Raw genomic sequence first — 13,662 nt, 5'->3', positions numbered from 1 at the left:
AAACCTAGCGTCAATAATTGGTGGCTTAAAACTGAATTATAAATCATGAATACCATTTTTTTCAATCGATCCTATGTGGTGGTGTTTTTACTTTTGGGTTTCGGGTTGATAATTTCCTGCAGCACTAACAAAAAGCATAATAAGTTTACCATCGGATTCTCCCAATGCACGGGTAACGATCTATGGAGAAAAAACATGCTTGCGGAAATGTTGACTGAGCTAAGCCTTCATCCGGAAGTTGATTTTCATTATTTAGAGGCCAGTGGCAACAGTACCACGCAACGCGCCCAGGTAGATACGCTTATTGAAAAAGGAATTGATCTTTTAATAATTTCACCAAACGAAGCCGAACCCCTAACTGCCACCGTAAAAAAAGTGATGGATCGTGGCATTCCTGTCATTGTAATAGATCGGGAAGTGAAGGGAAATGGCTATACGGCATTCATCGGTGCTGATAATGTGGAAATCGGCGAAATGGCGGGCCAGTATCTATCGCAGCTTATTGGCAACAAAGGGAAAGTTGTAGAAATCACGGGCTTATCCGGTTCCTCTCCGGCGATAGACAGAAGTACCGGCTTCTTCGCCGCACTTAATCAGTTAAAAGCTTTAAAGATTGCCAAAACGGTATCCGGCGATTGGATGGAAGACACCACCAAAAATATCTTGAGCAAGATACACTGGCAGTTGAAGGACATAGATGCCATTTTTGCCCATAATGATAACATGGCGCTGGGAGCACGAAAAATTCTTAACAAATATTATCCTGAAAAACATATTCCCATTGTCGGCGTGGACGCCTGTTTTGGTGAAGGAGGAGGGTTGGATATGGTATACGACGGAAAAATTACCGCCTCCCTGGTGTATCCTACACTCGGCAAAGAGGCCATTCGGACAGCTCTGGACATTTTGAAAGGCCTCCCCTTCAGAAAAGAGAACAAATTGAGTTCCATTGTAATTGACTCAAGTAATGTGCGTGTCATGAAGATGCAGGCTGCCATGATCAGTAGCCAGAAAGACGACATTTACAATCAACGTAAACTACTGGACGAACAGAAATTAGTTTATAAAAGCCAGCAGGTTGTACTCAATACCATTATTGTGTTGCTCGTATTGTCGCTCATTTTTGGAAGCATTGTAGTCATTCTACTAAGAGATAACAGAAAAATCAATAAAAATCTAGCTAAGAAGAATATAGAAATCGACACCCAACGGAAGCAGTTAATTGAAATGTCAAAACAAGCCGCTGCCGGCACAGAAGCACGCTTAAACTTTTTTACCAACATTACCCATGAGCTGCGAACGCCCTTAACACTGATCTTATCGCCCATCGAGGATATGGTAAAAGATCCCCGCCTCTTGCCATTGGCTGCTGATAAGTTAAAAGCGGTGCAACGTAATTCGGTACAACTGCTGAATATCGTCAATCAGTTGTTAGATTTCAGAAAGATAGAAATAGAAGGCTACTTAATACAGGCCTCACCAAACAATTTGGTCTCCTTTGTCCGTGATCTCATCGAACCTTTTAAAGTATACGCTTTAAAAAGACAAGTGCAACTGTCCTTTGTTCCTGCAGAAAAAGAAATACCGGTATGGTTTGATGTCAATATGCTTGATAAAGCCCTGTTGAATCTCTTGTCAAATGCCTTCAAGTTTGTAAACGCCGGAGGTTTCATCAAAGTTTACATAGCCCGCTGCGGAAGTGAAGTAAGCATTCAGATCAAAGATTCAGGTATTGGGATGCATGAAAAAGATCTCGCCTTGATTTTTGACCCCTACTATCAGGCAGACAATTCTCCATCCAATGGCTTCGGTATCGGTTTATCTTTAGCAAAAGAGATTATCCACAAACACAAAGGAGACATTCAGGTAGCATCAGTCAAAGAACAGGGTTCTACTTTCACAGTTACGCTTCCACTGGGAAACGAGCATTTAAGCGAACGCGAAAAAGGTGTTCTTCATGACCCGGTACTTAAGAAGGACGAAAAATCTGCCATGTATACCATCGTTTCAGACATCGAAATGCTAGACATCAAACAAACGGAATCCTGTGGCTTAAAGGATCACTCTTTACTCATTGTGGAAGACAACCCCGATCTTTTAAACTATTTAGTGGCAGAGCTGAGCGATGAATACGATGTATTCTACACCACCAACGGCCCCGAAGCCATTCAACTTGCCAGAGAAAAGGTACCCGACCTCATTATTACCGATAATGTTATACCCGAAATATCCGGTAAAGAGGTATGCAGGACCTTAAAGAACGATCTTAAGACCTCTCATATTCCGATCATCCTTCTTACCGCCCAAGCAAGTTCGGAGCAGCTTGTTTCAGGCATGGATGCCATGGTAGACATGTACATCACGAAACCGTTCCTGATCAGCAATCTTTCGGCGAGTATTAGAGCGTTAATCAAGAACAGAAAAGTATTAAAAAGTCATTTTACCAGCAATATTGAGCTCCCGACAGAAAGTGTTAAATTAAGCTCGTTGGACAAAAAATTGTTAAACGACTTTTCCGGCGTGGTGGAAGAAAACCTCAGTAACGATCGATTCTGTGTGGACGATATTTGTCGGCTGATCGGAATTTCCCGCATGCATCTGTATCGAAAAGTTAAATCGTTGACCGGCATGACCGTTAATGAATATATTCTGGAGCGCAGATTAAAAAAGGCCTCTTACCTGCTTAAACATGAATCTTTAAATGTTGCAGAAATCACCTACGCCGTGGGTTTTTCCAGCCCCAGCTATTTTTCAACCACTTTCAAAGCCAAATTTGGATACTCGCCCAGTCAGTATAAAAGTAAAATCAAATAACATTTTTTGATCTCATTGCCATTTGAGTTGCTCTAACTGCTTCTGCCACATAAAACGTACTAAATCGGAGCTTTTGTAATCCGGGTTGGCTCCTGCCTGCGAGGTAACATAAGCCCCCAATGCAGCCGCATAATCCAATATATCTTCCGTCGATTTCCCTAATAACTTTTGCGCTACAAAAGCAGCCAAAAAAGAGTCGCCGCTACCAACCGTATCTTTCACAATAACCGGATATGCTTTGAAATCATATCGCTCCATAGGTGTATAGTAAGAAGCACCCTCTCCACCTTTGGTTACAATGATCTCTCCGATCTTATATTTGTCCTGCAAACGATTTACGTGCTCGTGTTCCTGACCGCCTTCATCACCAAACCACGAGGCAATAACGCGTAGTTCATGGTTGTTCAGTTTTACGATGTCAGCCTTGTCCAGTAGGTATTCAATAGTAGCTTGTTCATAATGCGGTGCACGAAAATTAACATCAAAAAGTCTCAATTTAGCGTGCGCAATCAGATCATATAGTGTAGCGCGGCTAAGCTCACTGCGGGCAGCCAAACTACCAAACACCATTAAATCAGCGTTTTCAACCAAATTAGCTGTTTGACGGTCGAAACGAATAAAATCCCAAGCCACCGGCTGTACGATCTCATAGCTCATCTCGTGATTGGCTCCTTCCGTAGCAATCACTTCACTGGTTTTTTGATCTTTATCCAGTTGAATGTATTCGGTAGACAAACCCATTTTTTTCAAGAACATAGTCAGTTCTTCTCCCAACGGATCATCGCCGACCCGACTTACCATATAACTCGCTATCCCTAGCCGGTTTAGATGATAAGCTACATTCATGGGGGCACCGCCCGGTTTTTTCCCTTCAGGAAGCACGTCCCAAAGCACTTCTCCAAAACAAACTACTTTTTTCATCCAATTAAATTATCTATGAGTGTTAAATCTCAAACGTATAGGCGAGATCGTTAAACTCGGTTTGTTCTTTGTAAGACTAAGTTAAAGACATTATTACTAAAACCCTTCTTATATCGTGCCATTTTTCTTTAATTCCGTACCATGGGGCTTAGGAGCAGCCGTCAGCATTAGCTTTCAGCTATCGGATGGCAGCTTTCGGCAGTCAGCGATCAATAAGGTGTAAGCTATAAGTTTTAAGCTTTAAGGTAATGAAATTAGGCCAATCTTTATATTGCCAGTTGTACATATTTGAGCCGATTCGTGTATATAATCGGCTCAAATATGTCATTTTTTTGAGCCGATTAAAAGAAATAATCGGCTCATACTCCCAGTAAAGGTATAAGCTGTAGACTTTAAGGTTTTAGGAATTAGCTTCCAGCTATCGGATGGCAGAGCATAACTAATAACTGCTATAAACTTTATGTTCAGCGACAATTACCAAAGAACGTCTAGATCATATTTCTTCATATTTGCGTCTGTATTAATTCATCAATGCTATAGCCAAGACGAAGTTTACCTAAAGACTTTTTAATCACCACTTCCCAAATCGATACTATACTAATATAAAGATCGTTCGAAGCGTCACTTAAAGCTTCTTTAATATGATCAGGAAGCTGATCATTATCATCTTGCATCCAAAGAAGTACATGTGTATCAAGAAGAAACTGTCCCATTACATGTAATCCTTGAAATCATCTAAAGGTGTATCAAAATCACTATCCATGCTCAGTTTGCCCTTCAACAAACCTAACTTGCGTTTAACTTTTTTCTCTTTAGCAACTTTTTTTTCTAAGATAAAATCAATAAAATCCTCTACTTCCTGCTGATAAGCAGGTGGTATCTTTTTCACTTTTTCTATCAATTGAAGCTGTTCCATTCCATTGAAATTTATGTTAAAGATACACAAAATCGATCTTCCATACAACCTACAACGCTAAACTTATCACCCGTTTCAGCAACCAGCTTTCAGCCATTAGCTTTCGGCTATAAGGGGCTAATCGGCTCATACTCCCGGTAAAGGTATAAGCTTTAGGGTATAAGGTTTGAGCTCGCGCTACCGCCTTGGCAACTGCTACTGCCACTATTCTACAACTTAACAACTCAACCACTTAACTACTAAACAACTCCACCACTTAACTATTAAACAACTCAACCACTCAACTACTTAACCACTCAACCACTTAACTACTCAACTAATCCCCAAAATTCCTTATATTCGTATCATTGCACTTCATAAGCGATATTTATTTTAAACCTGCTAATTATTGAATGATGAAAAGCATCCTGGCAAATACACTCCTCTATATCGGTTTAATCCTTTCTCCCCTACTCGCTAGCGCAGAAGACGGTGTACAATTCTTTGAAGGATCGTGGAAGGCCCTGTTGCAGCTTGCGAAGGAACAGAACAAGCCTATTTTTGTGGATGTTTATACCGATTGGTGCCCTCCCTGTAAACGAATGGACCAAGAGGTGCTACCCCTTGCAGCCGTAGGCGCCGTATATAACAAGGCATTCATCAATTACAAACTGAATGCAGAGCGGGGCGAAGGTATAAAGCTCGTCAAGCAATACGAAGTACACGCTTATCCAACCTATCTTTACCTGACACCCGAAGGTGTGTTATTGGCACGAGTGGTGGATTACCAAGAGCCGGACACCTTTATGGCTTATGCGCATGACGCAGTAGCAAAAAATCGCGAGCAGGTATTAGCTAAAATGGATAAGCAATTTGAAGGGGGCAATCGGGATCCGCATTTTCTAAAAACCTATATCATCCAGAAGAAAGATTTAGGCCTTGATAACAGCTTAGCATTTGATGCCTATATCAAGGCCCAAAGCAGTACCGAGCGTGAAAACCCGGCTAACATTGATTTCATCCGTGACAATCTCAACCATGCCAAAGGGGCTGCTTTTGACCTATTACTAAAAACCTATCCTACGGTAGACCAAACAAGGCGGCAAAAACTGGCACCCGTGCTCTTTAACTTATTAACAGATGCAGCTAGCGCCGCGCTGCGAGAAAACCGCTTACAAGACATACCCAGTCTTTTTAATCAGATGGACGCACTCAAACAGCAGCTAAGTCGCAAGCAGCAAGGACACCTTTATCTGTTGCAGTTACGCTACGCACAGCGCGCAAAAGACACCGAAATAGCTAAAAAAGCGGGTTATGCTTTCGTGGCCAACAGCATGGATATATCAACAGACAGCATACAAGCAGAAGACAAACGGCGTTATACCGCAATTATGCAACCCTATTATAGCGGAGAAAGAGATAGCACTGAAATTACAGCCGAAGACAAAGCCTTTGCGCAAAAAATCTACACCGGCGAGATCTGTGTTTATCTCTATGAGGCCAGCAATACCTTTGACATGGTATTAAACAATGGCGACCCGGCATTGAAAGACGCCCTACGCTGGGCAGAAAGGTTGAGTCAATTACGTCCCAACAACCCCCAATTCAATCAGTTGATTGATCGTATCAAACAGAAAATAAACTGAAATCTACTTGGCTAGCAGTAATGTGCTATAGGTTTTAGGAATTAGCAACCGGCATTCGGCTTTCAGCTATCAGCAGTCAGCTTTCGGCTATAAGGGGCGGCAACAAAAAAATTCCTGCCTACCGGCAGGCAGGCATCATTCATCGCTTATAAAAAAACTCATCACCCAACATCAAATTGGCTAATTATTGACTTCAGCTTTAGGCTTTCGTTAGCCTACCCAACGACAAACAAGTGCCACTTCCACGGCTACTATTCATCATTCAACACTCATAACTCATCACTTAAAAAAACCTACTCAACCACTTAACTACTCTCACAACTACCCTTTCGGCTACAGCAATCTGACGTTCGGCTACAGTATTATTTCGTCCATACAGGAACTTTGTATCAAACAAAATAGTTAAAAGATGAACATATTTGTAACAGGAGCATCAGGCTTCATCGGCTCGGCAGTAGTGAAGGAATTGATCCGAGCAGGACATCAGGTCATCGGCTTGGCACGTTCAGAAGCATCCGCGAAAATTATCCGTGATGCAGGCGCATCGGTTTTATTAGGAACGCTTGAAGATTTAGAAATTTTAAAACAAGGCGCCTCACAGGCCGACGGCATTATTCACACCGCTTTTATCCATGATTTTACGCAATACCAAAAAGCAGGTGAAGTGGATAAAACCGCTATCCAGACTATGGGAAATGTCTTGGCAGGCACCAACAAACCTCTGGTGGTAACCTCCGGCATGTTAGGATTAACCCCTATCAATGGCTTTATTACAGAAGAAAGTCCGGTTGGAAATTCACCACGACCTTCAGAAGCCACGACCTTGGCACTGTCAGAAGCAGGCGTTCATGCGTCGGTAGTTCGTTTACCACCATCCGTTCATGACAAAGGCGATAAAGGCTTTATTCCGTTTATTATTGCACAGGCACGCAAAAATGGTGTTTCGGCCTATCCGGAGGAAGGGAAAAACCATTGGTCGGCGGTACATCGTTTAGATGCGGCCAAAGCTTACCGCTTGGCTGTAGAGAAAGCAGCGAAAGGAGCCGTGTATAATGTTGTGGGCGATCAATCCATTGAAATAAAAACAATTGCCACGTTAATCGGCAAACAATTGCAGTTACCTGTTCAATCCGTTTCAGGAGAAGCCATTGTAACACACTTTGACTGGATGGGTCGTTTCATTACCTTTGAAGGCGCCGCTATCGGAAGCAAAACACAAGAACAGCTGGGCTGGAAACCCACACATATTGGTTTATTAGAAGATATGCAGGAAAATTATTTCTAAATTTAAACATCAGTTTGTCATTGTCGGTTCGCCGCAATGACAAACTTTTACACCCAAAAATTAAGCTCGATCATGGAAAACCAGTCACCCATCCGGTTAAAAACCATCAGCGAATTTCATAAATCACGCGGTTTAGCACAACCCGAACATCCGCTCATCAGCGTCATTGATTTTGGTACCATTCCACGTTCGGCCGATATCCGTGGCAAAAGTTGGATATTTGATTTTTATCAAGTATCGCTAAAAAGAGGCATCGATTTCAAAATGAAATACGGACAGCAGGCATACGATTTTGATGAAGGCGTTTTGGGATTTATTGCACCAAATCAAGTTTTTAAAATCGAACACGAACCTCACGCTACGCAAAACCAAATTCGCTCCGGTTGGATGTTGCTAGTTCACCCCGATTTTTTCTGGAATACACCCTTAGCAAAAGCCATTAAACAGTATGAATATTTTGATTATGCGATAAACGAGGCACTATTCCTATCAGAAAAAGAAGAGGCGACGTTGAATGCCATCATCGAGAATATCCGTCAGGAATACCATGCCAATATCGACAAGTTCAGCAAACAGATCATTATTTCGCAAATTGAAACTTTATTGAGTTATTCCGAACGGTTTTATCATCGTCAGTTCCTCACCAGAGAAAAATCCAACCATCAGGTGTTGCATCGTCTGGAAGAGCTTTTAAATCATTATTTCGATCAAGAAGATTTGATTTCAAGAGGTCTGCCCTCCGTTCAGTACGTTGCCGATCAGCTGCACATCTCGCAAAAATATTTAAGCACCTTACTCAAAGTGCTCACCGGGCAAAGCACCCAACAGCATATTCATAACAAACTGATCGACAAGGCCAAAGAAAAACTTTCCACTACTAATTTATCAATTTCTGAAATAGCTTACGCCTTGGGTTTCGAACATTCACAATCGTTCAGTAAACTGTTCAAATCCAAGACCGATCTATCACCGATCGAGTTTAGGCAATCGTTTAATTGAACTGCCGTCAGCTTTCAGCCGTCGGTTTTCAGCTTTAGCTGGTGCTCCTGCCACTGCTTCTGTCGCTTCGATAATCCCGCATCACTCCGCTACACGAACAACCAATAACGAATAACCAACAACCAATAACCAACAACCAACAACCAATAACGAATAACGAATAACCAATACGGAACTACAAGGCTTCTTGAATTTCCTCCAGTGATTTTCCTTTAGTTTCCGGCATAAATCTCCAAATGAAGAAAAAAGAAACAGCCATCATCAGACTGTAAAAGATAAAAGAATAATAACCGCCATTAGGACTACCTTCGGCGATAATCGGAAAGAGCCAAGAAATGACGGCAGCCATGATCCAATGGGTGAAACTACCGAGCGAGCTACCCTGAGAGCGAACGCTATTCGGGAATATCTCCGAGATAAAAACCCAGATTACCGCACCTTGCGAAAAGGCAAAGAATGCAATAAAACCGATCAAATAAATCAGCACCGAAGAAGCGGCTGCGATACCCTGACTAAAAGCATGGGCAACCAAGCCCAAAAACACAAACATTCCTAAACTACCGATCAACAGCAGTCGTTTTCGACCAAACTTATCGATGAAGAACATCGCCAGGCAGGTAAACAATAAATTAGCACCTCCTATAAATACCGGCTGCAGATAAGCCAACTTTTGATCAAAACCCGCCAATTCAAAAATGCGAGGAGCATAATAGAGAATGGCATTGATACCACTTAACTGGTTAAACATCGCCAATATAACAGCATACAAAATGGGCTTCAGATATTTCTTTTGAAATAAACGGTCGTGCGCTCCTTTACCCACTTGATCAGCCTGTAATACGCTGTTCATAGCTTCCTCCTCTCCCAATTTACGAAAGACAGCATGCGCCTTATCGTTATAACCGTTGATAGCCAACCACCGTGGGCTCTCCGGAACAAGCTGCAGAAGGCAAAAAAAGAGTACCGAAGGCACCACCATAATACCCAACATCCAGCGCCAAGCTTCATCGCCCAGTCCCACAAAAAGAAAATTTGTCAGATAGGCAATAAATATTCCCAGCACAATCATAAACTGAAAAGAGGCTGTCAACCGACCGCGGCGCTCAGCAGGAGCAATTTCCGAAATATAAATAGGCCCAACAACGGAAGATACACCAACGGCCAGCCCACCGATGAATCGAAATAAGATGAACAACAACCAAGTGTACGATAAAGCACATCCCACGGCTGAACATAAATAAGCAAGGGCAACCACGATCAATACTTTTTTACGTCCAAATTGCTGCGCCGGTATACTGGCCACCATCGCGCCTATAACCGTTCCAATCAAACTGGCCGATACGGTGAATCCCTGCCAAAACGAATTAAGTGTCCAGAGTTGCTGTATGTTTTTTTCCGCACCGGAAATAACGGCCGTTTCAAAACCAAAAAGAAAACCCCCTAAAGATGCAATGAGTGAGCATCGAATGGCAAAGCCATATTTGGAAATAGCGTTCATTTATGCTATGTTTAACTATTAATCAATGAAGCAGCGCCAAGAAGAGCAGCCTGCTCTCCCATCATCGCTACTTTTATCGGAACAAGAATTTTTTGTGCAGCAAGCCTTTCAACAACCTCCGGCAGAAATAAGTGGTAAGCTTTACTGATATTCCCGCCTATAATCACCGCATCGGGCTTTAGTGCTGTCAAATGAATTAAAAGGAAATCGGCCAACCAATGGGCCAATTGGGCCATTGTCTCTTTTGCCTTACGATCTCCGGAAATCACTTCAGCCAATGATTTGACATCATCAATTCCGGCACCGCCTAAAGAGCGATAATAAGTTAATAAGCCACGGGTTGATATATAATCTTCCGCTATCCCATCCAGAAAGCGGGAGGAACCGAGATTCAGATCTTTTACTACTCCTGAGTTGAAAAATGCGGCTCCCAGGCCAGTTCCCATTGTCAACCCCAGAACCTGGCTTTTCTCCGCCAAGTTACTGCCTATAATCTCGCCACGGAGAAAAGCTTCCGCATCATTCAAAAAGCGGACGCGACTGGGCGGTAGTTTCACTCGTTCAGCAAAGACCTCTTTCACGTTAAAGCCATACAGCGCCTCATATTTATTCATGCCTTTGATCAATGAGATTCCGTTTTCGTAGTCGAAAGGACCGGGCATCGACACCGCTAGGTCTGTACATTGCTTGCCAGAGGCCTCTTGCGCCTCAATCAAGGCACAAGTCCAGGCCTCCAGAATAGTGGAGGCCGGAGCATGCGCATCAATTTTTTTGCGGATTAATGTATCATCGACTATCGATTGCGTTACCGGATGAATGACGGCCGCAGTAATATGCGAGCCTCCTACGTCTGCACTAAGGACAGTTGTTTGCATATAGAATTAAAATAATTTTTCACCTTTTAAACGTATATCAAGGCAACGGGTCGGGCTGTGCCGGATTGGCCGGATCATAAACGGCAACCCCTACTTTTGAATCCGCGCAACCGTAATACAGATACCATTTTTTCCCGAAATAAACCAACCCTTCAATAAACACCGTTCCATCTCTATATTGCCCACTCTTCTCAAACGGTTCCATTGGTCTCAAGAACGGCACATCCAATCGGCCGATGACCTTTGTCGGATCATTCCGATCAAAAAGCACCTGGCCGGCACTGTAAGTTCCCCGGTTAAAACGCTTATCCCCACGTTCCGGGTTATTTTTTCCATTGTATAATAGCAAAATACCCTTTTCTGTTAACACCGCAGGCGGGCCACATTCCGTTAAATCGCTATCGAAGTACCCTGCTCTCGGCGAAATGAACGCCTTCAGGGCCCCGTTCCCATCCACAACAGGTTCCCAGTCTATCAAATTATCCGATGTCGCTCCGAAAACTCCATTTTCGCCCCAATACATCCAGTACTTGCCATTCACTTTGGTAATTACCTGCTTATCATTTTTCACCGTTGTCACAATGGAGGCTGATTTATGGAATTTATCCACAATCAGCGCCGCGTTTTTCGCTTTCGCAAAAATTTGCCCATGCTTTTCCCAATGCACTAAATCCTTCGAAGTAGCCACGCCCAATCGCGCGATTTTTCTGTTCCATTGGGTATAAAACATCACGTAAGTACCATCCTCCGTAACAGCCACTCGCGGATCTTCAGTTCCCCCCGGCCATTCGAAATCTTTCTGTCCATCATTCGCCGGATAAAAAACGGGCTTATCCTTTCTCGTAAAAGAAAGACCATCTTTACTAACTGCATACCCCAGACGCGAGGTACGATGGCCTATTTTCACACCGAACTTATCTTCGGCACGGTACAGGACAACAACTTCACCATCCTTTACGGCCGCTGCCGGGTTAAACGTATCATTAGATTCCCAAGCAACATCCTTCCTACTCATCGGGTCAAGAAACGTGGTATTTTCGCGCGGAGAAATAACCGGGTTTACACCAGCCGGGCGGACAAAACCGCCGAAGGCCCAATCAGGTAGTTTATTTGTTTTATGCTGCGCCTGTGAAGGAAGAACTCCGGCAACGCATATTCCCATTGCCATTATCACTGGCAAAAATCGCTTCTTCATATTCGTACTTTAATTAATAAATCATTTTCGTTGAAAAGTTAATATCCACTGTTCTGCGTAATCGTACCACCCGACAAATCGATCTCCCGCTGCGGCACCGGATACAGATAATGATTGGGATTAAAATTCTTACCCATAGCCTTCAGCACTTGTTCGGCCACTCCCCATCGTCTCAAGTCGCTAAAGCGATGATGTTCAAAACCTAACTCCGCTCTCCTTTCCTGCATAAGCCAAGCTTTGATTATGGCCGGATCTGTCACCTGTAAATTGCGGTCCGGTAGTGTTCCACTTGGTGCTGTTCCGCCCGTAACCGTAGAGGTGTTCCGAGCACGGGCACGTACCTCATTTATCAGACGAATAGCCTGCTGATAATCGCCTGTTTCCAGATAGGCTTCCGCCTTCCAGAGAAGAACATCTGCCCAACGTATCAGAATTTTGTTGGTTGGCGAGTCGCCATTTCCGCGATTAGCAGCATTCAGTTCCCCCATTAATTTATACACTAAGCGATCCGCTACATTAACCGTATAATCCAAACGCGGGTCGTTCGGTTCAAACGAGGCGACAAAGTCATCCGTAGGCGCAAGAAAACCCCAACCCAAGAGCGAACCAATGCCATTACCATTTTTTGGCAACGTCCCTTGCGTGTGGTTATACGCAAAAATCACTTCCCGGTCGTTAAACTTTTTACTATTGCTAAAGCTATCAAAATAATTGCTATTCAGGTTGAAATACCCCTTCTGCTGCAACCTATCGATCTTAGTCAACACTTCTTGCCATTGTTCGTTGAATAAAGCTACCTTGGCCTCAAGAGCCAATACGGCACCCCACGAAACACGCCAAGGCTCATTTTCAGCAGCGCGTCTCGTATCCGGAATCAATTGCGCTGCCTGTTGTAGATCAGCATTTATCTGTTGCCAGATCTGTTCTTTCGGTACCCGTACCGCCACTTCATAAGCTTCGTCGAAGTCGGTCAGCGGTTTTGTCAAAAGCGGCACATCTCCGAAATTGGTCACCAGCTCGAAATAATAATAAGCACGAAGGAAAAGCACCTCTCCCAACATACGTCTCGCCAGATCCTGCGAAACACCGGCCTGCTGCACCGTTTCCGGATTACCCAGTTTATCGATTGCCAGATTAGCTCTCGACACGCCCTCAAAAGCATAAGTCCAGAGGCCATTAAACGCGGGGTTATCCGCCGTGAACGAAAAGCGCCCCACCTCATCCATCCAGGCCTGATCACCGTCAGACACCCATTTTTTATTCATATCACCTCCGGCAATATCCTCCATCACAAAATCAGGACGAATAAACAGCCCGCGCGTCCAACTACCATCACCCAGAAAGCCCGTTGTATTACGGAGCGGTTCGTACGTACTATTGACGGCCGAGGTCAACGTTGCCTCCGACGGACTGTCGCTGATCTGATCCGGCGTAAGCAGACCGATCGGGTCTTTTTCCATATTACAGGCCGCGAGCATTAAGCCCAAGCCCAGCAAACTGCTATAAATATATGTTTTCATTGCTATTATTTTTT

General features: G+C 43.6%; 11 protein-coding genes. 4 read left to right on the top strand and 7 right to left on the bottom strand.

Annotation, left to right across the window (positions count from 1 at the left end; genetic code table 11):
* Positions 1 to 45 precede the first annotated feature (45 nt).
* Positions 46 to 2,814, top strand: coding sequence for a substrate-binding domain-containing protein (locus tag E0E36_RS15530; RefSeq protein ID WP_130856707.1), 2,769 nt, complete (start codon positions 46 to 48; stop codon positions 2,812 to 2,814).
* A 12-nt stretch (positions 2,815 to 2,826) separates the two neighbouring features.
* Here E0E36_RS15530 and E0E36_RS15525 read toward each other — a convergent pair whose 3' ends face one another.
* From E0E36_RS15525 to vapB, 3 genes are all read right to left on the bottom strand, one after another.
* Positions 2,827 to 3,735: a carbohydrate kinase family protein gene (locus E0E36_RS15525; protein WP_130856706.1), complete on the bottom strand. Its 909-nt coding sequence runs from the start codon at positions 3,733 to 3,735 to the stop codon at positions 2,827 to 2,829.
* 503 nt (positions 3,736 to 4,238) lie between these two features.
* A complete protein-coding gene (locus E0E36_RS15520) occupies positions 4,239 to 4,448 on the bottom strand; it encodes a type II toxin-antitoxin system VapC family toxin (protein WP_130856705.1) in 210 nt (69 codons plus the stop codon).
* The gene (gene vapB / locus E0E36_RS15515) at positions 4,448 to 4,651 is read right to left on the bottom strand and encodes a type II toxin-antitoxin system VapB family antitoxin (protein ID WP_130856704.1); all 204 of its coding nucleotides are present in this window, start codon (positions 4,649 to 4,651) and stop codon (positions 4,448 to 4,450) included. The genes E0E36_RS15520 and vapB overlap by 1 nt, the downstream gene beginning before the upstream one ends.
* 392 nt (positions 4,652 to 5,043) lie before the next feature.
* On the opposite strand from vapB, the gene E0E36_RS15510 reads away from it, so the two are divergent.
* From E0E36_RS15510 to E0E36_RS15500, 3 genes are all read left to right on the top strand, one after another.
* Complete coding sequence (locus E0E36_RS15510) at positions 5,044 to 6,276, top strand: thioredoxin family protein (RefSeq protein ID WP_130856703.1); 1,233 nt, start codon at positions 5,044 to 5,046, stop codon at positions 6,274 to 6,276.
* Between the two features lie 409 nt (positions 6,277 to 6,685).
* Positions 6,686 to 7,561, top strand: coding sequence for an SDR family oxidoreductase (locus E0E36_RS15505; RefSeq protein WP_130856702.1), 876 nt, complete (start codon positions 6,686 to 6,688; stop codon positions 7,559 to 7,561).
* 72 nt (positions 7,562 to 7,633) lie between these two features.
* A complete protein-coding gene (locus E0E36_RS15500; RefSeq protein WP_130856701.1) occupies positions 7,634 to 8,560 on the top strand; it encodes a helix-turn-helix domain-containing protein in 927 nt (308 codons plus the stop codon).
* A 175-nt stretch (positions 8,561 to 8,735) separates the two neighbouring features.
* Here the strand turns inward: E0E36_RS15500 and E0E36_RS15495 are convergent, their stop codons facing one another.
* From E0E36_RS15495 to E0E36_RS15480, 4 genes are read right to left on the bottom strand one after another with little or no spacing between them, the layout of a single operon-like run.
* A complete protein-coding gene (locus E0E36_RS15495) occupies positions 8,736 to 10,058 on the bottom strand; it encodes a sugar porter family MFS transporter (protein ID WP_130856700.1) in 1,323 nt (440 codons plus the stop codon).
* Between the two features lie 11 nt (positions 10,059 to 10,069).
* Complete coding sequence (locus E0E36_RS15490) at positions 10,070 to 10,933, bottom strand: ROK family protein (protein ID WP_130856699.1); 864 nt, start codon at positions 10,931 to 10,933, stop codon at positions 10,070 to 10,072.
* Between the two features lie 37 nt (positions 10,934 to 10,970).
* Positions 10,971 to 12,128 (bottom strand): glycoside hydrolase family 130 protein, encoded by a 1,158-nt coding sequence (locus E0E36_RS15485; RefSeq protein WP_130856698.1) that lies wholly within the window; start codon positions 12,126 to 12,128, stop codon positions 10,971 to 10,973.
* Between the two features lie 38 nt (positions 12,129 to 12,166).
* Positions 12,167 to 13,648, bottom strand: a complete 1,482-nt coding sequence (locus E0E36_RS15480) for a RagB/SusD family nutrient uptake outer membrane protein (RefSeq protein WP_130856697.1) — start codon at positions 13,646 to 13,648, stop codon at positions 12,167 to 12,169.
* Positions 13,649 to 13,662: the final 14 nt, after the last annotated feature.

It is taken from the genome of Olivibacter jilunii, assembly GCF_900607235.1.
In the GTDB taxonomy this organism is placed as follows: Bacteria; Bacteroidota; Bacteroidia; order Sphingobacteriales; family Sphingobacteriaceae; genus Olivibacter; species Olivibacter oleidegradans.
Note: the sequence above shows the minus strand (reverse complement) of the source record. Positions and strands in the feature narration are given on the sequence as shown.

Excerpts from the sequence above, each read along its gene's own strand:
- E0E36_RS15500 (WP_130856701.1), top strand. The coding sequence starts at position 7,634 with ATGGAAAACCAGTCACCCATCCGGTTAAAAACCATCAGCGAATTTCAT.
- E0E36_RS15505 (WP_130856702.1), top strand. The coding sequence starts at position 6,686 with ATGAACATATTTGTAACAGGAGCATCAGGCTTCATCGGCTCGGCAGTA.
- E0E36_RS15525 (WP_130856706.1), bottom strand. The coding sequence starts at position 3,735 with ATGAAAAAAGTAGTTTGTTTTGGAGAAGTGCTTTGGGACGTGCTTCCT.
- E0E36_RS15520 (WP_130856705.1), bottom strand. The coding sequence starts at position 4,448 with ATGGGACAGTTTCTTCTTGATACACATGTACTTCTTTGGATGCAAGAT.
- E0E36_RS15495 (WP_130856700.1), bottom strand. The coding sequence starts at position 10,058 with ATGAACGCTATTTCCAAATATGGCTTTGCCATTCGATGCTCACTCATT.
- vapB (WP_130856704.1), bottom strand. The coding sequence starts at position 4,651 with ATGGAACAGCTTCAATTGATAGAAAAAGTGAAAAAGATACCACCTGCT.
- E0E36_RS15490 (WP_130856699.1), bottom strand. The coding sequence starts at position 10,933 with ATGCAAACAACTGTCCTTAGTGCAGACGTAGGAGGCTCGCATATTACT.
- E0E36_RS15480 (WP_130856697.1), bottom strand. The coding sequence starts at position 13,648 with ATGAAAACATATATTTATAGCAGTTTGCTGGGCTTGGGCTTAATGCTC.
- E0E36_RS15510 (WP_130856703.1), top strand. The coding sequence starts at position 5,044 with ATGATGAAAAGCATCCTGGCAAATACACTCCTCTATATCGGTTTAATC.
- E0E36_RS15485 (WP_130856698.1), bottom strand. The coding sequence starts at position 12,128 with ATGAAGAAGCGATTTTTGCCAGTGATAATGGCAATGGGAATATGCGTT.
- E0E36_RS15530 (WP_130856707.1), top strand. The coding sequence starts at position 46 with ATGAATACCATTTTTTTCAATCGATCCTATGTGGTGGTGTTTTTACTT.